The sequence below is a fragment of the Streptomyces zaehneri genome, assembly GCF_032248645.1.
GTDB classification, from domain to species: domain Bacteria; phylum Actinomycetota; class Actinomycetes; order Streptomycetales; family Streptomycetaceae; genus Streptomyces; species Streptomyces coriariae.
This window is the reverse complement of sequence record NZ_JASTTJ010000003.1, coordinates 26254-48169: the sequence shown is the minus strand read 5'-3', so window position 1 is coordinate 48169 and position 21916 is coordinate 26254. Positions and strand designations below refer to the sequence as shown.

The window sequence follows — 21916 nt, the reverse complement described above, 5'->3', positions numbered from 1 at the left end:
GATGACTGAACAGAAGTCAGCAGTTATCGAACGTTTCCGACCGGACCCGAATGACGGAGTCGACGGCGGGACCGTTTTCTGTCCGCTCCGCGCCGACTTCGCGCACTCTTCGGGTTGTACGGGTTCGGCGGCGCCGCTCCTCCCCTTTGGCCGTCATTGGTTCCCTTTGGTCGGCTCTGGTGCCCTTTGCCGCCGGTGTCGTGCCTCTCACATCGGCCGTTCCGATCACGCGGACGAGCCGGTGGTTAGCATCCGGGGCATGGAGCCCGATCTGCTGCACGGCGTCACCGACGCGGTCGCCACCGTCGTCCTGCACCACCCGGCGAAGCGCAACGCCATGACAGCCGCGATGTGGGCGGCGCTGCCCCCGTTGCTCGACACCCTGGCCGCCGACCCGGCGGTGCGGGCGCTGGTGCTGACCGGCGCGGGCGGCACCTTCTGCGCGGGGGCCGACATCTCCACGCTCCGGGAGTCGCCGCAGGAGGCGCAGGAGCTGGCGGGGCGTGCCGAGGAGGCCCTGGCGGCGTTCCCGAGGCCGACCCTGGCGGCGGTCCGCGGGCACTGCGTCGGCGGTGGCGCCCAGCTCGCCGCGGCCTGCGACCTGCGGTTCGCCGAGGAGGGCGCGCAGTTCGGGGTGACGCCGGCGAAGCTCGGGATCGTCTACCCGTCCACCGCCACCCGGCGCCTGGTCTCCCTGGTCGGCCCGGCCACCGCCAAGTACCTGCTGTTCTCAGGGGAGTTGATCGACACCGAGCGGGCGCTGCGCACCGGCCTGGTCGACGAGGTGCTGCCCGTCGACGGACTCGAGGAGCGGGTCGCGGAGTTCACCCGCGTGCTGGTGTCCCGCTCGCAGCTGACGCAGGCCGCCGCCAAGGAGTTCGCGAACGGCCGCGGGGACCGGGACGCCCACTGGAGCGCCCAGGCGCGCGGCAGCGGCGACACCGCGGAGGGCGTCGCCGCGTTCCTGGAGCGCAGGGAGCCGCGCTTCACCTGGACTACGTCAGGATGAAGCGGCTGCGGGCCCGCAGCTTCTCCACGAGGTGGGCGGGTGCCTTGTGCGGGGCGCCGGCGTCGTAGGGCGGCTGGGGGTCGTACTCCGTGCCCAGTTGGACGGACCGGGCATGGTCGTCCCCCGCGATCCGGCCGAGCAGGGCGAGTCCCATGTCGATGCCGGACGAGACGCCCGCCGCGGTGACGTACTTGCCGTCGAAGACGACGCGTTCGCCGGTCGGCTCGACACCGAACGCCTCGAGCCGGTCCAGGGCCAGCCAGTGGGAGGTGGCCCGGCGGCCTTCGAGGAGACCCGCGGCGGCGAGCAGCAGGGAGCCGGAGCACACGGACGTCGTCCAGGTGCTGGTGGCGTCGGCGGCCCGGAGCCAGTCGAGCAGGGGCTCGTGCTCCATCAGCGCGCTCTGGCCGGGCCCCCCGGAGACGATCACGATGTCGGGGGCCGGGACCTCGGACAGCGCCCGGTCGGCGGTGACGGCCAGGAAGCCGGTCTCCGTGCGGACGGGCCCCCTCTTCTCGGCCACGAAGACGGTCTCCGCGCCCGGGGCGCGCGAGAGCATCTCGTACGGGCCCACGACGTCGAGGGCGGTGAAGCGGTCGTAGACGACGACGGCGATCTGCATGGGTTCCTCTCAGCGGGCGGAAGGGGCTTCAGTGCACGGGCGCGGGACGGAACCGGCGGCGGTACTCCGCCGGGGGCGTTCCGAGCGCCTTGACGAAGGCGCGCCGCATGGCCTCGGGGGTGCCGTAGCCGCTGGCGCGGGAGATCTCCTCGACGCCGTCGGCCGTGTCCTCGAGCAGGCGGCGGGCGTGCTCCAGGCGGACCCGGTCGACATAGCGGCCGGGCGTCATGCCGGTCTCGTCGCGGAACGCGCGGGAGAAGTGGCGCGGGGAGAGCAGGGCGCGGGCGGCGAGCGACTCGACGCTCAGGTCGGCGGCGGGGTGCTCGGTGATCCAGTGCTGGACCTCCCGCAGGGGGGCGCGCTCGGCCGTCTGGGCGGCCAGCTGCGCACTGAACTGGGCCTGGTTCCCGGGCCGGCGCAGAAAGACGACCAGGTGCCGGGCGATGGTCAGCGCCGCGTCACGGCCGAGGTCCGCCTCGACCAGGGCGAGGGCCAGGTCGATGCCGGAGGTGACGCCGGCCGAGGTGTGGACGTGCCCGTCCCGGACGTAGATCGGATCGGGGTCGACCCGCACGGCCGGGTGGTCGCGGGCGAGCCGCTCGCAGTACGCCCAGTGGGTCGTCGCCCGTCGGCCGTCCAGCAGACCCGCGGCGGCGAGCAGGGTCGCGCCGGTGCAGACCGAGACGAGGCGCTCCGCGCGCGGGGCGTGCACGCGCAGCCAGTCCGTCAGCGGCGCGGTGTCCGGGCGGCGGGTGCCATGGCCGCCGGGGACGAGCAGCGTGTGCGGGACGCACGCGCGCGTGAGGGCCTCGTCCGGTACCAGGGTCAGCCCGCTGGAGGTGCGCACGGGAGCGCCGTCCAGGGAGGCCGTACGGATCCGGTAGGTGCCCGGGGTGTGCCGCTCGGCGCCCGCGAAGACCTCCAGGGGGCCGGTCACGTCGAGACTCTGGACCCCGTCGAAGAGCACGATGAGCACGGTGGGAACGGTTCGCTGCGGCATGGGGAGGATTCTTCGCGGGCGGGACGTACGGCGGCAATGACGGGTTCCCCACCTTTCCTGCCACGACCCGCCGGCATGGCCCGACGATCTCGAGGTACCCGGTCCTTCTCGGCCAAAGCGGCCGGGCGACGAAGAACGCCAGACGAAGAACGAAAAGGGGAAGCTCGTGTTCCGTGCGATCGCAGACGTCCTGCGCCAGATCGGTGGCGCCGTCGCCACCGTGGTGACGCTGCCTTTCCGGGCGCTGGCCCGGCTCTTCGGCGGGGCCTCGGGCTCCACCAGGAGCCGCAGGGCCTGATGGCCGCGCCCTGATCCCCGAGTGTCGGTGTCACCTGCCACAATTGCCGCGCAACCTCAGTGGAGAAGGCGGTACGGGATCGTGACGACACCCGGGTCCATCGAAGTAGGGTCCATCGAAGGCAGGATCGCCGAGGAACTCGGCGTACGGCAGCGGCAGGTGAAGGCCGCCGTGGAGCTGCTCGACGGCGGCTCGACGGTGCCCTTCATCGCCCGCTACCGCAAGGAAGCGACCGAGATGCTCGACGACGCGCAGCTGCGCACGATCGAGGAGCGGCTGCGCTACCTGCGGGAGCTGGAGGAGCGGCGGACGGCGATCCTGGAGTCGGTGGGCGAGCAGGGCAAGCTCACCGACGCGCTCCGGGCGCAGATCCTCGGCGCCGAGACCAAGGCGCGGCTGGAGGACATCTACCTGCCGTACAAGCCCAAGCGGCGCACCAAGGCGCAGATCGCGCGGGAGGCGGGCCTCGAACCGCTCGCGGAGGGGCTGCTCGGCGACCCGTCGGTCGATCCGCTCGCGGCGGCCGCCGCGTTCGTCGACGCCGACAAGGGCGTCGCCGATCCGCAGGCCGCTCTGGACGGCGCGCGGGCGATCCTCACCGAGCGGTTCTCGGAGGACGCCGACCTGATCGGCGAGCTGCGCGAGCGCATGTGGGGGCGCGGGCGGCTCGCCGCCAAGGTGCGCGACGGCAAGGAGGAGGCGGGCGCGAAGTTCGCCGACTACTTCGACTTCGCCGAGCCGTTCACCGCGCTGCCCTCGCACCGCGTCCTGGCGATGCTGCGCGGCGAGAAGGAGGAGGTCCTCGACCTCGTCCTGGAGCCGGAGGAGCCCTCCGAGCAGCCCGGTCCCTCGTCGTACGAGGGGATCGTGGCGCGCCGGTTCGACATCTCCGACCGCGGCCGGCCGGGCGACAAGTGGCTCACGGACACCGTCCGCTGGGCCTGGCGCACCCGCATCCTCGTCCATCTCGGCATCGACCTGCGGCTGCGGCTGCGGACGGCCGCCGAGGACGAGGCCGTGAACGTCTTCGCCGCCAACCTCCGCGACCTGCTGCTCGCCGCCCCGGCCGGCACGCGCGCGACGCTGGGCCTGGACCCCGGCTTCCGTACGGGCGTGAAGGTCGCCGTCGTGGACGCGACCGGCAAGGTCGTCGCCACCGACGTGATCTACCCGCACGTCCCGGCGAACAAGTGGGACGAGGCGATCGCCAAGCTCGCGCGGCTGGCGAAGGAGCACACGGTCGACCTGGTCGCCATCGGCAACGGCACGGCGTCCCGCGAGACCGACAAGCTCGCCGGTGAACTCATCACCCGGCACCCGGAGCTGAATCTCACCAAGGTGATGGTGTCGGAGGCGGGGGCCTCGGTGTACTCGGCCTCCGCCTTCGCCTCCCAGGAGCTGCCGGACATGGACGTGTCGCTGCGCGGCGCCGTGTCGATCGCGCGCCGGCTCCAGGACCCGCTCGCCGAGCTGGTGAAGATCGACCCCAAGTCGATCGGTGTCGGCCAGTACCAGCACGACCTGTCCGAGGTGAAGCTGTCGCGTTCGCTGGACGCGGTGGTGGAGGACTGTGTGAACGGCGTGGGCGTGGACGTCAACACGGCCTCGGCGCGGCTCCTGTCACGGGTGTCCGGCATCTCCTCCGGACTCGCCGAGAACATCGTGGCGCACCGGGACGCCAACGGGCCGTTCACCTCCCGTTCCGAGCTGAAGAAGGTGGCCCGGCTCGGCCCGAAGGCGTACGAGCAGTGCGCGGGCTTCCTGCGCATCCGCGGCGGCAGCGACCCGCTGGACTCCTCCAGCGTGCACCCGGAGGCGTACCCGGTGGTGCGGCGCATGGTGAAGACCTCCGGCCAGGAGGTGGCGTCCCTCATCGGCAACACGGGTGTGCTGCGCTCGCTGCGGCCGACGGACTTCGTGGACGAGACGTTCGGTCTGCCGACCGTCACGGACATCCTCAAGGAGCTGGAGAAGCCCGGGCGCGACCCGCGGCCCGCCTTCAAGACGGCCACCTTCAAGGAGGGCGTGGAGAAGATCTCCGACCTGTCCTCGGGGATGGTCCTGGAGGGGGTCGTGACGAACGTGGCGGCCTTCGGGGCGTTCATCGACGTCGGTGTCCACCAGGACGGCCTGGCGCACGTGTCCGCGCTGTCGAAGACGTTCGTCAAGGACCCCAGGGACGTCGTCAAGCCCGGCGACATCGTCAAGGTGAAGGTCCTCGACGTCGACATCCCGCGCAAGCGGATCTCGCTGACGCTGCGGCTGGACGACGAGGCGGCCCCGCAGGGCGGTCAGGGCCAGTCCTCCGGCGGGGGCCGGCCGCAGCGGAGCGGCGGGCGGCCGCCGCAGCAGCGGCAGCAGGGCGGCCAGCGCGGCGGAGGTGCCGGCGGCGGAGGTTCGCGCCAGGCTCCCCCTCCGGGCAACAGCGCGATGGCCGACGCACTGCGCCGAGCGGGCCTCGTCGACCCCAAGAAGGGCAGGCGCTGACAGCGCCGCACGACACCGGGGCCCGGCCCGCCGGGCCCCGGCAGTCCTCGGCACTCCTCGGCTGTCCCCGTGGAACGGGGACCCGCCTCGGGGTGCCTAGCGCTCGGTCACCTTGCCGTCCGCGACCTCCAGGCGACGCGTGACATGGACCGCGTCCAGCATGCGCCGGTCGTGGGTGACCAGGAGCAGCGTGCCCTCGTAGGCGTCGAGGGCCGACTCCAGCTGCTCGATGGCAGGGAGATCCAGGTGGTTCGTCGGCTCGTCGAGGACGAGGAGGTTGACGCCCCGGCCCTGGAGCAGCGCGAGGGCCGCGCGGGTGCGCTCGCCGGGTGACAGGGTGGCCGCCGCACGCGTGACGTGGTCCGACTTCAGGCCGAACTTGGCCAGCAGGGTGCGCACCTCGGCCGGTTCGGTGTCGGGTACGGCCGCGCGGAACGCGTCCAGCAGGGACTCGGGGCCGTGGAACAGCTGCCGCGCCTGGTCGACCTCGCCCACCAGGACGCCCGAGCCCAGGGTGGCCTGTCCGGCGTCCAGCGGGAGGCGGCCGAGGAGCGCGCCGAGGAGGGTCGACTTGCCCGCGCCGTTCGCGCCGGTGACCGCGACGCGGTCCGCCCAGTCGATCTGGAGGGACACCGGCCCGAAGGTGAAGTCGCCGCGTCGCACCTCGGCCTCGCGCAGGGTGGCGACCACCGCGCCGGAGCGGGGCGCGGACGCGATCTCCATGCGCAGTTCCCACTCCTTGCGCGGCTCCTCGACGGTCTCCAGGCGTTCGATCATGCGCTGGGTCTGGCGGGCCTTCGCGGCCTGCTTCTCGCTGGCCTCGCTGCGGAACTTGCGGCCGATCTTGTCGTTGTCGTTGGCCGCCTTGCGGCGCGCGTTCTTCACGCCCTTGTCCATCCAGGAGCGCTGGGTCTGGGCGCGGTCCTGGAGGGCCGCCTTCTTGTCGGCGTACTCCTCGAAGTCCTCGCGGGCGTGCCGGCGGGCCACGTCCCGCTCCTCCAGGTAGGCGTCGTAGCCGCCCCCGTAGAGGTTGATCTGCTGCTGGGCGAGGTCGAGTTCGAGGACCTTGGTGACCGTGCGGGTGAGGAACTCGCGGTCGTGGCTGACGACGACGGTGCCGGCGCGCAGCCCCTTCACGAAGCGTTCCAGGCGCTCCAGACCGTCGAGGTCGAGGTCGTTGGTCGGCTCGTCGAGGAGGAAGACGTCGTAGCGCGAGAGGAGGAGGGAGGCGAGGCCCGCGCGGGCGGCCTGACCGCCGGACAGGGAGGTCATCGGCTGGTCGAGGCCGACTCCGAGGCCGAGCGAGTCGGTGACCTCCTCGGCGCGCTCGTCGAGGTCGGCGCCGCCGAGGTCGAGCCAGCGCTCGAGGCTGGTCGCGTAGGCGTCGTCGGCGCCGGGCGCTCCGTCGACCAGGGCCTGGGTGGCCTCGTCCATGGTGCGCTGGGCCTCGGCGACGCCGGTGCGGCGGGCGAGGAAGTCCCGCACGCTCTCACCGGGGCGGCGCTCCGGTTCCTGGGGCAGATGGCCGACGCTCGCGGTCGGCGGGGAGAGCCTGAGCTCGCCCTGCTCGGGGGTGGTGAGCCCGGCGAGCAGCTTCAGCAGGGTGGACTTGCCCGCGCCGTTGGCACCGACCAGCCCGATCACGTCCCCGGGGGCGACGACGAGGTCGAGCCCGGAGAAGAGGGAGCGGTCGCCGTGGCCGGCGGCGAGGTTCTTGGCGACGAGAGTGGCAGTCATCAGGTCGTAGATCCTAGTGGCCGTCCGGGGGTGCGGTCGCGCCGGATTCCCCGCGATCTCGCTGTCCGGCGGTGCGGTCGGTTAACGTCCGGACGTGGACACTCGGTTGAGCGGCGATGTGATCGTGGTCGGCGGCGGGGTCATCGGGCTGGCGACGGCCGTCGTGCTCGCCGAGCGTGGCCCGCGGGTCCGGGTCTGGACGCGCGACCCGGTCGAGCGGACGACCTCGGCGGTGGCCGGCGCGCTGTGGTGGCCGTACCACATCGAGCCGATGGCGCGGGCGCGCGCGTGGGCGCTGCGCTCGCTGGAGATCTACGAGGAGCTCGCCGAGCGGCCCGGGGAGACCGGGGTGCGCCTGGTCGACGGGATCCTGGGCGAGACGGACCTGGACGAGGTCGAGGGCTGGGCGGCGGGGCGGCTGGCCGGGCTGCGCCGGACGACGGCGCGTGAGTACGGCGCCGGGCCCGGCGTCCGGGCCCGGCTGCCGCTGATCGACATGTCGGTCCATCTGCCCTGGCTCCGGCAGCGGCTGCTGCGGGCGGGCGGCACGGTCGAGGAGCGCACGGTGACCGACCTGGCTCAGGCCGAGGCGCCGGTGGTGGTGAACTGCACGGGGCTGGACGCCGGGCGGCTGGCGGCGGACCCGTCGGTGCGGCCCGTACGGGGGCAGCTCGTCGTCGTGGAGAACCCCGGCCTCGACACCTGGCTCGTCTCCACCGGTCGGGACGGCGAGATCGCCTACCTGTTCCCGCACGCCGGGCAGCTGCTGCTGGGCGGTACCGCACAGGACGACGTGTGGTCGCTGGAGCCGGATCCGAAGGTGGCCGAGGCGATCGTGCGGCGCTGCGCGGCCCTGCGGCCGGAGGTCGCCGGAGCGCGGATCCTGGCGCACCGGGTCGGGCTGCGGCCGGTCCGGGGCACGGTTCGGCTGGAGCGGGCGGAGCTGCCGGACGGGCGCACGCTGGTGCACCACTACGGGCACGGCGGGGCGGGCGTCACGGTGGCGTGGGGCTGCGCGGAGGAGGCGGCCGGGCTGGTGCTCACGGCCGCCTCCTGACCCGCGGGCGGTGTTACGGGATCCGGTACGGGTGGTGCGGTGTCCGTACGCCGTCCAGGGACCGGGCGTCGGTGGTGGCGGCCGCCGCCGATCCGGACGTGGCGCGGGCGAAGGCGTCGGCGCCTCCGACGAACGGGACCCGGGCCGAGGTGCGGGACAGGTCCAGGGTGAGGGTGGGGGTGTCGGCGGGCGGGTCGATGAGGTCCTTGTCGGTGCCCGCGACGATCAGTGCGAGCCGGTGACCGGCCGGGACGACATGGTCGGTGGCCGCGAGGTCGAGGGTGAGGGTGTACGCCCTGCCCGGGGTGAGCGCAACGCCCTTGCCGGGGTCGGCGTAGGTGCCGAGGTCGGCCCAGCCGCGGCTGACGACCGTCTGACCGACGTCGGCGGTACGGGCGGCGGTCTCCCGGAAGCAGGCGCTGTCGCCCGTGGTGCTCGCGCCCCAGCAGGTGCGGTCGGTGAGCGTGCTGATGCCCTCGCCGCTCGCCGCGTAGTCGCGGATGGTGTCGGGGCCGAGGTCGACGAGGACGGCGCTCAGGTGGGCCGTCGCGGTGGTGGGCGTGGCGGTGACGGTGACCTGGGAGGAGCCGGAAAGGCGCAGGTCACGGGTGAGGGGCCCGGTGGCGAATCCGGCCTTGTCGGGGGTCGGGGTGTCGATCCGCGCGGCCCACTCGGTCTCGCTCAGCCGCGGGTCGTCGGTGAAGACCGCGGTGCCCCTGCCCTTGCGCAGGCCGAGGGTGCCGACGCCGGGCCGGTCGCCGGTGGAGGGGCGCAGGGTCGCGGTCCGGGTGCCGTGCGGCGGCCAGACGGTGGAGGTGACCCACTGGTCGGGGTGGCGTTCGATGTCGGCCATGGGTTCGCGGTCGATGCCGTTGTCGTAGCCGAGGAGTTCGTGGTCGAACCAGCGGTGCAGGGTGTCCACCCAGGCGGCGCGGCGGAAGTCGAAGGGGTCGACGTGGCCGGTTCGGGAGAGCCAGATCTTGCGCTCGACCCCGTTCTTCGCCAGGGCGTCCCACCACTGGCCGAGGTGCTTGGTGCGGACGTTGAGGTCCTGCAGGCCGTGGATGAGGAACACGCTCGCCTTCACCTTGCGCGCGTCCTGGACGTAGTCGCGCTCGGTCCACAGCGACGTCAGGTCGCCGGTGCGCGGGGCCTCGTCGACGAGTCTTTGCTGGACGGCGGCGCACTTGGCGCGGGCTTCGGGGCTGTCGACGTAGTCGGAGAGCCAGTCGGGCCCGGAGCCGTAGAGGGGGGCGCCCTGGGCGAAGTAGTAGTCGTACCAGGAGGAGATGGCGGCGATCGGGACGATGGTCTTCAGGCCCTTCACGCCGGTGGCGGCCACGCCGTTGGCTATGGTGCCGTCCCAGCTCTTGCCGATCATGCCGGTTCTGCCGTTGGTCCAGCCCGCCTTGGCGGTCGTCGTGCCGGTGCGGGTGGTGTACGCCCTGGCCCGGCCGTTCAGCCAGTCGACGACGGCCTTGGCGGACCGGATGTCGGAGCGTCCCCCGACGTCGGCACAGCCGTCGGAGCGGTTGGTGCCGGCCAGGTCCACGCCGACGAAGGCGTAGCCGCGCGGCACGAAGTAGTTGTCGTAGAAAAGCGGCATCTGCACGACGTTTCCGGCGGCGTCGTACGTCTTGCGCTGGCTGTCGTTGCCGCGTCCGCAGCAGGAGTAGTAGGGGCTGGCGTCCATGATGACGGGCACCTTGCGGCCCTGTGCGGCGGGTTCGCGGGGGCGGACGATGTCGACGGCGACGCGGTCCGTCCTCCCGTCGCGGTCGCCGTCGAGTCCGGTGTCGACCCAGACGGCCTCACGGACGGCGTTCTCGTACGAATACACGGGCCGGCTCTCGCGCGGGGCGCTGTGGGCCGCGGCCGGGGTGAGGAAGGCGGCCACCAGGAGGGTGATGGCGGCGGTCGCGAGCGGTCTCCAGGTCGTGAAGCGCATGCGTGTCGACATGCGCGGGACGGTACCCGGGTCAACTCCCGTGCAGAAGAGGGCAGCTGTGGGTCCGCTGTGGCCGGAAGGCGCCCCTGCCCAGGGGCTGCCGATGACGGCCGAATGGCGATCGTGTGACAGCGGTGGCGGTGGGCAGGCCCTGGGACACAGGGAGTCAATAGGCTCCGAACAGACCGCGTGACTATACGACTTGGAGCTTTCGTGCACCGCAGAATCATCGCGCCGGGCGCACTCGCTGCCGCGTCCGTGTTGCTGGCGATCCCGGCATCGGCCGCGAGCGCCTCCCCCGGCGCCCCGGGCATCGGCGACCCCTACTACCCGGCGTACGGCAACGGCGGATACGACGTCTCCCACTACGACCTGCGGCTGAAGTACCAGCCGGCCACGGACGAGTTGGAGGGGACGGCGACGATCCTGGCGAAGACCACCCAGGACCTGTCCCGGTTCGATCTGGACTTCCTGCTCGACGTGAGCGAGGTACGGGTCAACGGCGCCCTGGCGGCGTTCACGGCCTCGGGCGAGCACGAGCTGGAGATCACGCCGAAGACGCCGCTGGCGAAGGGCGCGACGGTCACGGTCGTGGTGCGGTACAGCGGAATCCCGTCGTCGAAGCAGGCGTACGGCTTCACCAGTTGGCACCGCACCGCGGACGGCGGGGTCGGCGCCAACGAGCCCGAAGCGGCCTGGTGGTGGTTCCCCAGCAACGACCACCCGCTCGACAAGGCCACCTACGACGTGTCGGTGCTGGTGCCCGACGGCTCGCAGGCCATCTCCAACGGAACGCTCCAGTCGACGAGTTCACGACTGGGCTGGACCCGCTACAACTGGCGCTCCAACAAGCCGCAGGCCACCTATCTGGCCACCCTCGCCGTCGGGAGGTTCGACCTCTCGACCGGGACGACCGAGAGCGGGATCCCGGTCGTGAACGCCTACAGCAAGGACCTGGGCGACAACGCCGGCGCGGCGCGGGCGAGCATCGAGCGGACCGGCGAGATCGCCGACTGGCTCAGCGGGTACTTCGGGCCGTATCCCTTCGACGCGCTCGGCGGGTACGTGCCGAACACGAACACCGGATACGCGCTGGAGACGCAGACCCGGCCCTTCTACAGCCCCCGGCAGTTCGCGAACGGCTCCAACGTCTCCGTGGTCGTGCACGAGTTGGCGCACCAGTGGTACGGCGACTACGTGTCCGTGGCGGGGTGGAAGGACATCTGGCTGAACGAGGGCTTCGCCCGGTACGCGCAGTGGCTGTGGTCCGAGCACGAGGGCGAGGGCACGGCGCGGGAACTCGCGGACTACGTGTACGCCTCGCACCCGGCCGACGACGCGTTCTGGACGGTGAAGCCCGGCGACCCGGGCGCGGCGAACCAGTTCGACATCGCCGTCTACGACCGGGGCGCGCTGGCGGTCCAGGCGCTGCGAGGCGAGATCGGCGACGACGCCTTCTTCGCCGTCCTGAAGGGCTGGCCGAAGCAGCACGCGTACGGCAACGCGAGCGTCGCCGACCTCCAGAAGTACGCCGAGCAGATCTCCGGGAAGGAACTGGGCTCCCTGTTCGACACCTGGCTGTTCCGGCCGGCGAAGCCGGCCGCGCCCGCGGCACGGACGGCGTCGATCGCGAAGGCGTCGGCCGCTCCCGCGCAGCCGAAGTCCTGGAAGAGGATCGCGGCGACGAACGACGTGCACGAGCACTGAGCCTGGTCGCCGCCCGCTGCCGCCGGACTCCGCACTCCCGCCTGACGCGGGGGCACCTGGCCCGGGCCGGCGCTACCTCCCGGTGGCCGCCGCCCGGGCCAGAAGTGCGTGGCGCGACAGGGCGGCGCTCTCCGTGGCCGGCACCGTGCAGGCGTACGCGCCGGCCAGCGCGCCGTACTCGGCGCACCGGTGCGGCGGCTCGCCGCCCAGCCTGCCGAAGAGGAAGGCGGACGCGAAGGCGTCCCCCGCTCCGTTGGAGTCGACCACCGGGCCGGGCGGGACGGCGGCCGGGACGTGGGTCAGCTCGCCGTCGGTGAGCAGATGGGCGCCCTTGGCGCCGGCCGTCGCGACGACCACCTCGGCGCGGCCCCGCTCCGCGATACGGCGCATGGCCGTCTCCGGGTCGGTCAGGGCGGTCACGGAGACGAAGACGACGTCCGCCTCGTAGGCGAAGGCCTCGTGGTAGGGGTTCTCCCCGTCCCAGTTGTGCAGGTCCGTGGAGATGCCGACGCCCGCCTCGCGCAGTACGGGCAGGGCCTCGGCGCAGGGATGGGTGATGGACACGTGCGCGTGGCGGCTCGCGGCGGCGAGGCGCCGCAGGGTGTCCTCGGGGAAGCGGTCGTCCGGGCGCCCGCGGCTGTTGTCGTACAGCGACAGCCGCCGCCCGTCCGGGCCGACCAGGTTGACCGCCCGCTTGGTCCCGGCGGGCTGCGGGACGGCGGTGAGGGCGATGCCCTTGTCCCGGTGCAGGCCGCGCACCAGGTCTCCCTCGGGGTCGTCGCCCAGGAAGTCGAGGTGGTGGGTGCGCAGACCGAGGGCGGCGAGGCCCAGGGCGACGAAGTCGCCGGTCTGTCCGGCGCGGGCGCGGATACCGCCGTCGATCATGTAGCTGTCGGCGTACGGGAGCGGCAGCTCCGGTACGTACACGATCGTGTCGACGCCCGCCCCGCCCAGGACCAGGACGTCGATGTCCTCGGCGTGCTCGATGTTCCCGGTATCCGTGCTCTCGGTATCCGTGCTCTCGGTGCTCGCGCTCCCGGTGGTCGCTTCGTCGGCGCTCATGGGCGCTGCCCCTCCCCGTGGTCGTACACCGTCACCGCGACGCCCCGCTCGACCAGCCGCCCGGTGACGAGCGGTTCGACGCGGGACCACTTGCCGCCGGCCAGACCGCAGCCTATCCGGGGCATGTGCACCGACGCGCCGAGTTCGATCGCGTGGTCGGCGAGGCGGGCCAGGGCGGTGTCGATGGCCGGGTAGCGCACGGGGACACCCTTGCTGCCCGTCCGGGTGCCGCGCTGACCGATCATGTTGGCGACCCACACGTCGGGCTGCACCCGGACGAGCTGAAGCGCGCCCAGGCCGAAGTCGTTCGAGGCGCGCTCGCGGTGCCAGGCACGGTAGGCGGCCTCCGGCTCCGGCCAGCGGCGGGACAGCGCCAGGACGAAGCCCTTCCCCCATCCCCCGAGGTCGTTGCAGACATGGGCGATCACCTTGACGCCCTTCACCGAGGGAACGGTGGCGTCGCCCCGGACGTAAGTGATCTCCGACATGACGCCACCGTAGGCGATGCCACCGACAGTGGCTCCGGCCTGCTGCTTCGCCCGCCGCCCGACGAGGACGACGGGCATCGTGCCGTGCGGGAGGAGTCCGCCGTGGTCCGTGATCACGCTCGGGCCGCGCGGCAGCCCCCCGGGGGCAGCGGCGGTCATGCGATGGTCCACGTCACAGCGCGCCGCTTCGCACACGGTGTCCACCAGGGTCCGCCGGTTTCACAGCACCGGTGTGACAGCGATACTGCTGCACATGACGATCGAGACCGAGGATCCGGCCCTCACGGTCGACGAGCTGGCCGCGCGGGCGGGGGTCACGGTACGGACGGTGCGGTTCTACGGCACCAAGGGGCTGCTGCCTCCGCCGGTCATCGGTCCGCGCCGGGTGGGGCACTACGGTGCCGGGCATCTCGCGCGCCTGGCGCTGATCGAGGAGCTGCGCCGGCAGGGCCTGACACTGGCGGCGATCGAACGCTATCTGGACCGGCTGCCGCCCGGTCTCGACGCCCACGACCTCGCCGTGCACCGGGCCGTGGTGGCCTCGTGGGCGCCGGACGCGGTGGAGACGGTGCCGCGCGCGGAACTGCAGCGACGCGCCGGGCGGGCGCTCAGCGAGGAGGACGTGGACCGGCTCGCCGCGATGGGCGTGCTGGGCGTGCTGGACGCCGACGCCGGTGAACGGCACGGCGAGGACGCGTACCGCGTCGACGCGGGGCTGCTGAGGCTCGGCGTGCGGCTCCTCGACATGCCGCTGTCGCCGGAGGCGATCCTCGCGGCCCGGACCGTCCTGCTCGACCACGCGCGCGCCGCGGCCCACGAGCTGTCGCGGCTGCTGCGCGAGGAGGTGCCGGAACGCGACGCGCGGGCGGTGCGGTCGCTGTCGGCGCACATGCAGCCCCTGGTCGTCCAGGCACTGCTGACGGCCTTCCAGCGGTCGCTGACGGAGGAGCTGCGGGAGTGGCTCGGGGAGCCGTCGGCGGACGGCTCCCCATGAGGGCCCGGTGGCTCAGCGCCCGTCCGTGAAGGTCTCCCCCCGCTCCGCCTTCTCCACCAGCAGCGCGGGCGGGGTGAAGCGGTCGCCGTAGCGCTCGGCGAGCTGACGCGCGCGGGCCACGAATCCGGGGAGCCCGGTGCCCACCTCGTCTTCGCCCTCGTAGCCGTTGATGTACTGCAGCACCCCGCCGGTCCAGCCGGGGAAGCCGATGCCGAGGAGGGAGCCGATGTTGGCGTCCGCGACGGATGTCAGGACTCCCTCTTCGAGGAGCTTGACGGTGTCGAGGGCCTCGGCGAAGAGCATGCGTTCCTGCATGTCCCGGAAGGGGATCTCGGCGTCCGCGCGCGTGAACTGCTCGCGCAGGCCCGGCCACAGCCCGGCCCGCCTGCCGTCCTCGCCGTAGTCGTAGAAGCCTGCTCCGCCACTGCGGCCGGTGCGGCCGAACTCGTCGACCATGCGGTCGATGACGGCCTCGGCGGGGTGGCCGGGCCAGACACCGCCCGCTTCCTCCACGGCCCTGCGGGACTCGTTGCGGATCTTGCGCGGCAGGGTGAGCGTGAGCTCGTCCATCAGGGACAGGACCTTGGCCGGGTAGCCCGCCTGGGCCGCCGCCTGCTCCACGGACGCGGGTTCGATGCCCTCGCCGACCATGGCGACGCCCTCGTTGATGAAGTGGCCGATCACCCGTGAGGTGAAGAAGCCGCGCGAGTCGTTGACGACGATCGGCGTCTTCTTGATCTGCCGGACCAGGTCGAAGGCGCGCGCGAGCGCTTCGTCGCCGGTGCGCTCGCCCTTGATGATCTCGACGAGCGGCATCTTGTCCACGGGCGAGAAGAAGTGCAGCCCGATGAAGTCGTCCTGACGCTCGACGCCTTCGGCGAGGGCGGTGATCGGCAGGGTGGAGGTGTTGGAGCACAGCAGGGCGTCGGGGGCGACGACCTGCTCGATCTCCTGGAACACCTTGTGCTTGAGGGAGGTGTCCTCGAAGACGGCCTCGATCACCGCGTCGCAGCCGGCGAGGGCCTGGGGGTCGGCGGTGGGCGTGATGCGGGCGAGCAGCGCGTCCGCCTTCTCCTGGGTCGTACGCCCCCGGGAGACGGCCTTGGCGCACAGCTTCTCGGAGTAGGCCCTGCCCTTGAGGGCGGCCTCCAGGGAGACGTCCTTGAGGACGACGTCCATGCCTGCGCGGGCGCACGAGTAGGCGATGCCGGCGCCCATCATCCCGGCGCCCAGGACGGCCACCTTGCGGACCTGGCGGGGAGCGACGCCCTGAGGCCGGCTGACGCCGGAGTTGACCGCCTGGAGGTCGAAGAAGAACGCCTGGATCATGTTCTTCGACGTCTGCCCGGCGGCCAGTTCGACGAAGTAGCGGGCCTCGATGACCTGCGCGGTCTCGAAGTCGACCTGGGCGCCCTCGACGGCCGCGGCGAGGATGTTGCGCGGAGCAGGGTAGGGGGCGCCGGCCGTCTCCTTGCGCAGGCTGGCCGGGAACGCGGGCAGGTTGGCGGCGAACCGGGGGTTCGACGGGGTGCCGCCCGGGATGCGGTAGCCCGGCCTGTCCCAGGGCTGCTGCGACTCGGGGTTCGCGTCGATGAAGGCGCGGGCCTTGGCGAGCAGGTCGTCGGGCGAGTCGGCGACCTCGTCGACCAGGCCGTTCTCCAGGGCCCGCCGCGGGCTGTACTGGGTGCCCTTGAGGAGGACCTTGAGGAGGGCGTCGGTGATGCCCAGCAGCCGGACCGTGCGCACGACACCGCCGCCGCCGGGCAGCAGGCCGAGCGTGACCTCTGGGCAGCCGATCTTCGAGCCGGGCGCGTCCAGCGCGACGCGGTGGTGGCAGGCGAGGGCCAGCTCGTATCCGCCGCCGAGCGCCGCGCCGTTCAGGGCGGCGACGACCGGCTTCCCGAGGGTCTCGATGCGGCGGAGGTTGCGCTTGATCTCCAGTCCGCCGTCCAGCAGCTCCTGGGCCGTCCCGGGGGTGACGCGGATGAGGTCGCGCAGGTCGCCGCCGGCGAAGAAGGTCTTCTTCGCGGAGGTGAGGATGATGCCCCGGATGGAGTCCTTCTCGGCCTCAAGACGGTCGGTGACCGCGGCGAGGGAGGCGCGGAAGGCCGCGTTCATGGTGTTCGCGGACTGGTCGGGGTCGTCGAGGACGAGGGTGACGAGGCCGGTGCGGTCCTGTTCCCAGCGGATGGTGGTGCTCTGTGTCATGACAGGGTCTCCGTAGAAGTCTCTGAGTTCCGCCGGGGTGGTCAGACGCGCTCGACGATGGTGGCGATGCCCATGCCGCCGCCGACGCAGAGGGTGGCGAGGCCGTAGCGCTTGTCCTGGCGCTCCAGTTCGTCGACGAGCGAGCCGAGGATCATCGCGCCGGTGGCGCCGAGCGGGTGACCGAGGGCGATGGCGCCGCCGTTGACGTTGACCTTGTCCAGGGACAGGCCCATGTCCTTGACGAAGCGCAGGACGACCGCCGCGAACGCTTCGTTGATCTCGACGAGGTCGATGTCGTCGATGGTCAGGCCGGCCTTGGCGAGGGCCTTGCGGGTGGCGGGCGCGGGGCCGGTGAGCATGATCGTCGGCTCGGAGCCGGAGACCGCCGCGGAGACGATCCGCGCGCGGGGGGTGAGCCCGTGGCGCTCGCCGACCTCCTTGGAGCCGATCGCGACCAGCGAGGCGCCGTCGACGATGCCGGAGGAGTTGCCCGCGTGGTGGACGTGATCGATCTTCTCCACCCAGTGGTACTTCTGGAGCGCCACCGCGTCGAAGCCGCCCAGCTCGCCGATGTCGGCGAAGGACGGCTTCAGCTTGCCGAGCGAGTCGGCGGTGGTGCCGGGGCGCGGGTGTTCGTCGTGGTCGAGGACGACCAGGCCGCTGCGGTCCTTCACCGGCACGACGGAGCGGTCGAAGCGGCCCTCCTTCCAGGCCGTCGCCGCCCGCTCCTGCGAGAGGGCCGCGTACTCGTCGACATCGCGGCGGGTGAAGCCCTCGATCGTGGCGATGAGGTCGGCGCCGATGCCCTGCGGAACGAAGTTGACGGCCAGGTTGGTCATCGGGTCGTTGAACCAGGCGCCGCCGTCCGAGGCCATCGGCACCCGGGACATCGACTCCACCCCGCCGGCCAGAACGAGGTCCTCCCAGCCCGAACGGACCTTCATGGCGGCCAGGTTGACGGCCTCCAGGCCCGAGGCGCAGAAGCGGTTCTCCTGCACGCCCGCCACGGTGTCCGGAAGGCCTGCCGCGATCGCGGCGATGCGCGCGATGTCCGAGCCCTGGTCGCCCACGGGGCCGACGACGCCCAGCACGATGTCGTCGATGGCGGCCGGGTCGAGGCCGGGGAAGCGGCTTCGGAGCTCGTGGATGAGGCCGACGACGAGATCGATGGGCTTCGTGCCGTGCAGGGCGCCGTTCGCCTTGCCGCGCCCGCGCGGGGTGCGGATCGCGTCGTACACGTACGCTTCGGTGCTCACTGGTAAGCCTTTCGGGAGGGTGGGCCGTAAGGGGCGGGGTCAGTCGCCCTGGTGCGGGAAGTCCTTCGCAGGGGTCGTCACAGGCGTCGTCTCGGTGGTGGTCGCGGTGGTCGTCGCGTGCGCCTGCGCGAGGCTCCCCGGCGCGGTCTCGGCGGGCGTCTTCACCAGGTCCGTCACGAGCTCCGGTATGTCCCAGTCACGGGCCACCTCGCGCGTGTCGGCGCCCGGCCGCGCGGGCCCGGTGCGCACGGCCGTGGGAGTCGCGGAGAACCGGGGCGCGGGGGCCGGCTGGGTGATGCCGCCGTGGTCGGTGAAGGTGCCGCGGGCCGCGAGATGCGGGTGGCGCGGGGCCTCGCGCAGTGACAGCACGGGCGCCACACACGCGTCGGAGCCCTCGAAACGGGTCGTCCACTCGTCCCGGGTGCGGGACCGGAAGCGGGCGGCGACGGCCTCGCGCAGTTCGCCCCAGCGCGTCCAGTCCGTACGTGCCTCGCGGAGGTCCTCGAGGCCGAGAAGGTCCACGAACGCGTCGTAGAACTGCGGCTCCAGGGCGCCGACGGCCATGTACCCGCCGTCGGCGGTCTCGTAGGTGCCGTAGTACGGACAGCCGCCGTCGAGCAGGTTGGCGGCGCGCCGGTCCTGCCAGCCGCCGGCCGAGAGCATGCCGTGGATCATCGTGGAGAGGTGCGCGGTGCCGTCGACGATGGCCGCGTCGACGACCTGGCCGGTGCCGCTCACGCGCGCGTGGTGCAGGGCGGCGAGGACACCGACGACGAGGTAGAGGGAGCCTCCCGCGTAGTCCCCCAGCAGGTTGGCGGGGACGGGCGGCGGCCGGTCCGGGGTGCCGATCAGGCCGAGAGCGCCGGTGACGGCGATGTAGGAGACGTCGTGACCGGCGCGGTCGGCGAGCGGGCCGTCCTGGCCCCAGCCGGTCATCCGGCCGTAGACCAGACGGGGGTTGCGGGCGTGGCAGTCCCCGGGGCCGACGCCGAGGCGCTCGGCGACACCCGGCCGGTTGCCCTCGATGAGCACGTCGGCGCGGGCGGCGAGGTCGAGCACGCGCGCGGGGCCGTCCGGTGCCTTGAGGTCGACGATCACCGAGCGCTTGTTGCGGTTGGTGATGTCGTGGGCGGGATCGATGGCCAGAGCGGAACCGCCGGGGCGGTCCACGCGGACGACGTCGGCGCCGAGGTCGGCCAGCAGCATGCCCGCGAAGGGGCCGGGGCCGATCCCGGCGAGCTCCACCACGCGCACGCCCGCCAGCGGGCCGTGGCCGGCCGTCCGTCCCGTCGTCATCCAGCCCCCTTGCTGTGACACAACCGATGTAACACCAGTGATGTTAAGAACGTGTTCCAGTGGGCACAAGAGGTGAGCGAGCAAGCGCTTAGACACTTTAGGGGCACCTGCCGTCGGCCTCCGCACCGCTCACGCTAGCCTCAGCCACCGACAGCGGCGCGGGCTGCGCGACGACGAAGGGGTGTCATGAGCAGGCTGAAGAGGTCGGACCGTCCGTACGACATCGTGCTCTTCGGGGCCACCGGCTTCGTGGGGACGCTCACCGCGGAGTACCTCGCCGCCCACGCGCCCGACGGTCTGCGCTGGGCGATCGCCGGCCGGGGCGAGGAGAAGCTGGAGCGGCTGCGCGAGCGGCTCGGCGGGGACGTCGGGGTGCTGCGGGCCGACGTCTCGGACCCGGCGTCCCTGCGCGCGCTCGCCGAGCGGGCGCGCGTGGTGGCCACGACCGTGGGTCCGTACGTGTCGTACGGCGAGGAACTCGTGGCGGCCTGCGCGGACACCGGCGCCGACTACCTCGACCTCACCGGCGAGCCGGAGTTCGTGGACCTGATGTACGTCCGGCACGACGCCCGCGCGCGGGAGACGGGTGCGCGGCTGCTCCACGCGTGCGGCTTCGACTCCGTCCCGCACGACCTGGGCGTGTACTTCACCGTCCGGCAGCTCCCCGAGGGTGTGCCCCTGACCGTGGACGGCTTCGTGACCGTCGACGCCGCCTTCTCGGGCGGCACCTTCGCCTCCGCGCTGGGCCAGTTCGCGCGCGGCCGGCAGATGCTGGCCGCCGCGCGGGAGCGCGGCCGGCACGAACCGCGGCTGATGGGCCGTCGGGCCGCCGCGCCGGTGGGCCCGCCCCGGTTCGCCCCGGAGGTCGGCGCCTGGGCACTGCCGCTGCCGACCATCGACCCGCAGATCGTGCTGCGGTCGGCGAGGGCGCTGCCGCGCTACGGGCCCGACTTCCGCTACCGGCACTACGCGGCCGTACGGCGGCTGCCCGTCGCCGTGGGCGGGGTCGCGGCGGTCGGCACGCTCGCCGCGGCGGCCCAGCTGCCGCCCGCCCGGCGCTGGTTGTCGGACCGGCTCAAGCCCGGCGAGGGGCCCAGCGCGCGGAAGCGGGCGCGGAGTTGGTTCTCGGTGCGGTTCGTCGGTGAGGGGGGCGGGCGGCGGGTGTACACCGAGGTGGCGGGCGGCGATCCAGGCTACGACGAGACGGCGAAGATGTTCGCCGAGGCGGCGCTGGCCCTGGCCTGCGACGACCTCCCGCCGACCGCGGGGCAGGTGACGACGGCTGTCGCGATGGGCGACGCGCTGACCGGGCGGTTGACCCGGGCGGGTGTCCGCTTCCGCGTCGCGGCCCGCCGCTGACCGTCCCCGTGCCGTGTACCCGGCCTCAGACCGGCCACCGCACGAGCGTGTAGATCATGCCCGCGATCCAGCCGACACCCGCCAGGACGGCGAGGATCAGCGCGGCGTTCACGGCACGCTCGACGGGCCGGTCCGGGTCGGCAAGGGGCTTCGGGGCACGGTGCGTGGTCATGCGCCCAGCCTGCCGAGCGGAGCGCGGGCCGCACATCCGTACGGGTACTCAGAGGACGTACTCAGGCGTCGTGCTCAGACCCGTACGCGGACGATGTGCCCGGCCTGCGCACCCGGGCGACCTGCCCGGACGTGCGTGGGTTCTCGGCCGCGCGCCCTTCGCCCGTACCCCGATTGGGGACTTTGCGCGCCTCTCCCCCGGTGCCGCACGGCCGCACCGGCCGGAAAGTGCCAACAAGCACTTCAATGAAACGATGGAAGCGCCTGATCGGCACGGAAGGGGAGCAGCATGAAGTTCGTTCTCGAAGTCACCCTGGACGAGGGCGCGCCGGCCCAGGACCCGGCGGGTGAGCTGGGCCGCATCCTGCGCTACTGGGGCGGCAACCTGAAGCACTGCGCCCTGGAGGCCGGGGACGGGTCGGCGGTCTACGACTCCGCCCACCAGGAGGTCGGTCAGTGGCGGGTGGTCGCCTCCTGAAGGGCCCGCCGGCACAGTGCGTCGGCCCTCCGGGTCGTTTCCGGGAGGCGGAAGCGAGGGGTGAGGGCGAGGGTGTGGGCGCAGGCGTCGTCCAGGGTGACGCGGTGGCCGACGGACACGAAGACCGGCTTCACGCCCGCCCGGGTACGCAGCGCCCGCCCCACCTCGTCGTCGCCCGCCAGCAGCGGGGACGCCGATCCGCGCGGGGCGTCGGGATCGTCGTACGTGAAGGTGAAGGGGTTCTTGGCGACGCCGACGGTGGGCAGGCCGGTGAGGACGCCCAAGTGGCTGGCGAGACCGAAGCGGCGCGGATGGGCCAGTCCGTAGCCGTCGCAGACGACCAGGCCGGGCGGCCGGGACAGCGCGTCCAGTGCGGCGAGCACGGTGGGGATCTCGCGGAAGGCGAGCAGCCCGGGCACGTACGGGAAGGAGATCCGTCCGACGGCGGTGGCCTCGGCGACGACGTCCAGGCTCGCCGCGTCCAGCACCACGGCCGCCGCCGCGACGACGTCCCGCTCGTCGTCGTAGGCGACGTCGACGCCCGTCACGTACCCCGTGCCCGGCGCCGGCCCCGGTTCGTCGAGCACCACCCGGGCCCGCAGCTCGTCCTGGACGGCGCGGGCCGCTTCCTCGGTCGCGGGCCAGCCCGCCGGAATGTCTACGGTCGTCATCGTGCGGACGAGCGTACGGCTCCCGGGGGCGGGCCCGCGATCGTGTTCCGCCGCAAACGCGTCACACG

Annotated in this window: 19 protein-coding genes; 8 read left to right on the top strand and 11 right to left on the bottom strand. The window is 72.8% G+C overall.

Translation table 11 applies throughout. From position 1 onward, the window contains the following. Positions 1-259 precede the first annotated feature (259 nt). Positions 260-1009: an enoyl-CoA hydratase/isomerase family protein gene (locus tag QQM72_RS05840; RefSeq protein WP_314219694.1), complete on the top strand. Its 750-nt coding sequence runs from the start codon at positions 260-262 to the stop codon at positions 1007-1009. On the opposite strand, the gene QQM72_RS05835 is transcribed toward QQM72_RS05840, so the two are convergent. Beyond that, positions 996-1631: a DJ-1/PfpI family protein gene (locus tag QQM72_RS05835; RefSeq protein ID WP_314219693.1), complete on the bottom strand. Its 636-nt coding sequence runs from the start codon at positions 1629-1631 to the stop codon at positions 996-998. The two genes, QQM72_RS05840 and QQM72_RS05835, sit on opposite strands and share 14 nt — an antisense overlap. A 28-nt stretch (positions 1632-1659) precedes the next feature. Continuing rightward, complete coding sequence (locus tag QQM72_RS05830) at positions 1660-2631, bottom strand: GlxA family transcriptional regulator (protein WP_314219692.1); 972 nt, start codon at positions 2629-2631, stop codon at positions 1660-1662. A 166-nt stretch (positions 2632-2797) separates the two neighbouring features. Here QQM72_RS05830 and QQM72_RS05825 point away from each other — a divergent pair, with 166 nt between their 5' ends. Together QQM72_RS05825 and QQM72_RS05820 are read left to right on the top strand one after the other, a co-directional pair. Then, positions 2798-2929, top strand: a complete 132-nt coding sequence (locus tag QQM72_RS05825) for an LPFR motif small protein (RefSeq protein WP_020129452.1) — start codon at positions 2798-2800, stop codon at positions 2927-2929. 81 nt (positions 2930-3010) lie between these two features. Then, positions 3011-5416 (top strand): Tex family protein, encoded by a 2406-nt coding sequence (locus QQM72_RS05820; RefSeq protein ID WP_314219691.1) that lies wholly within the window; start codon positions 3011-3013, stop codon positions 5414-5416. Between the two features lie 96 nt (positions 5417-5512). Here QQM72_RS05820 and QQM72_RS05815 read toward each other — a convergent pair whose 3' ends face one another. Then, entirely contained in the window at positions 5513-7153 is a 1641-nt protein-coding gene (locus tag QQM72_RS05815; protein WP_314219690.1) for an ABC-F family ATP-binding cassette domain-containing protein, read from the bottom strand. Between the two features lie 94 nt (positions 7154-7247). Here QQM72_RS05815 and QQM72_RS05810 point away from each other — a divergent pair, with 94 nt between their 5' ends. Next, positions 7248-8210 carry an NAD(P)/FAD-dependent oxidoreductase gene (locus tag QQM72_RS05810; RefSeq protein ID WP_314219689.1) on the top strand — a complete coding sequence of 321 codons (963 nt, stop codon included), beginning with the start codon at positions 7248-7250 and terminating at the stop codon, positions 8208-8210. 13 nt (positions 8211-8223) lie between these two features. Here QQM72_RS05810 and QQM72_RS05805 read toward each other — a convergent pair whose 3' ends face one another. Then, positions 8224-10170 (bottom strand): Xaa-Pro dipeptidyl-peptidase, encoded by a 1947-nt coding sequence (locus QQM72_RS05805; protein WP_314219688.1) that lies wholly within the window; start codon positions 10168-10170, stop codon positions 8224-8226. Positions 10171-10371: 201 nt separating this feature from the next. On the opposite strand from QQM72_RS05805, the gene QQM72_RS05800 reads away from it, so the two are divergent. Continuing rightward, positions 10372-11865 carry a M1 family metallopeptidase gene (locus tag QQM72_RS05800; protein ID WP_314219687.1) on the top strand — a complete coding sequence of 498 codons (1494 nt, stop codon included), beginning with the start codon at positions 10372-10374 and terminating at the stop codon, positions 11863-11865. Between the two features lie 72 nt (positions 11866-11937). Here the strand turns inward: QQM72_RS05800 and QQM72_RS05795 are convergent, their stop codons facing one another. Both QQM72_RS05795 and QQM72_RS05790 read right to left on the bottom strand, forming a co-directional pair. Continuing rightward, positions 11938-12927, bottom strand: a complete 990-nt coding sequence (locus QQM72_RS05795) for an adenosine kinase (RefSeq protein ID WP_314219686.1) — start codon at positions 12925-12927, stop codon at positions 11938-11940. Next, positions 12924-13415, bottom strand: coding sequence for a macro domain-containing protein (locus QQM72_RS05790; RefSeq protein ID WP_314220129.1), 492 nt, complete (start codon positions 13413-13415; stop codon positions 12924-12926). Before QQM72_RS05790 ends, QQM72_RS05795 begins: the two co-directional genes overlap by 4 nt. 253 nt (positions 13416-13668) lie before the next feature. Between QQM72_RS05790 and QQM72_RS05785 the strand changes: the two genes are divergently transcribed. Next, positions 13669-14409, top strand: coding sequence for a MerR family transcriptional regulator (locus QQM72_RS05785; protein WP_314219685.1), 741 nt, complete (start codon positions 13669-13671; stop codon positions 14407-14409). 12 nt (positions 14410-14421) lie between these two features. Here the strand turns inward: QQM72_RS05785 and QQM72_RS05780 are convergent, their stop codons facing one another. Genes QQM72_RS05780 through QQM72_RS05770 form a run of 3 tightly spaced genes read right to left on the bottom strand, consistent with a single transcriptional unit; the run spans position 14422 to position 19169 of the window. Next, a complete protein-coding gene (locus tag QQM72_RS05780; RefSeq protein WP_314219684.1) occupies positions 14422-16617 on the bottom strand; it encodes a 3-hydroxyacyl-CoA dehydrogenase NAD-binding domain-containing protein in 2196 nt (731 codons plus the stop codon). A 41-nt stretch (positions 16618-16658) separates the two neighbouring features. Then, on the bottom strand, positions 16659-17873 hold the full coding sequence (locus QQM72_RS05775) for an acetyl-CoA C-acetyltransferase (RefSeq protein ID WP_314219683.1): 1215 nt from the start codon (positions 17871-17873) through the stop codon (positions 16659-16661). Positions 17874-17912: 39 nt separating this feature from the next. Continuing rightward, a complete protein-coding gene (locus QQM72_RS05770) occupies positions 17913-19169 on the bottom strand; it encodes a CaiB/BaiF CoA transferase family protein (RefSeq protein WP_314219682.1) in 1257 nt (418 codons plus the stop codon). A gap of 186 nt (positions 19170-19355) precedes the next feature. On the opposite strand from QQM72_RS05770, the gene QQM72_RS05765 reads away from it, so the two are divergent. Continuing rightward, positions 19356-20528 (top strand): saccharopine dehydrogenase family protein, encoded by a 1173-nt coding sequence (locus tag QQM72_RS05765; RefSeq protein ID WP_314219681.1) that lies wholly within the window; start codon positions 19356-19358, stop codon positions 20526-20528. Positions 20529-20553: 25 nt separating this feature from the next. Here QQM72_RS05765 and mmpA read toward each other — a convergent pair whose 3' ends face one another. Beyond that, positions 20554-20700: a morphogenic membrane protein MmpA gene (mmpA, locus tag QQM72_RS05760; protein ID WP_314219680.1), complete on the bottom strand. Its 147-nt coding sequence runs from the start codon at positions 20698-20700 to the stop codon at positions 20554-20556. Positions 20701-20988: 288 nt separating this feature from the next. Here mmpA and QQM72_RS05755 point away from each other — a divergent pair, with 288 nt between their 5' ends. Continuing rightward, complete coding sequence (locus QQM72_RS05755; protein ID WP_314219679.1) at positions 20989-21177, top strand: hypothetical protein; 189 nt, start codon at positions 20989-20991, stop codon at positions 21175-21177. On the opposite strand, the gene QQM72_RS05750 is transcribed toward QQM72_RS05755, so the two are convergent. Then, the gene (locus tag QQM72_RS05750; RefSeq protein WP_314219678.1) at positions 21153-21848 is read right to left on the bottom strand and encodes an endonuclease V; all 696 of its coding nucleotides are present in this window, start codon (positions 21846-21848) and stop codon (positions 21153-21155) included. The genes QQM72_RS05755 and QQM72_RS05750 overlap by 25 nt on opposite strands. Positions 21849-21916 lie beyond the last annotated feature (68 nt).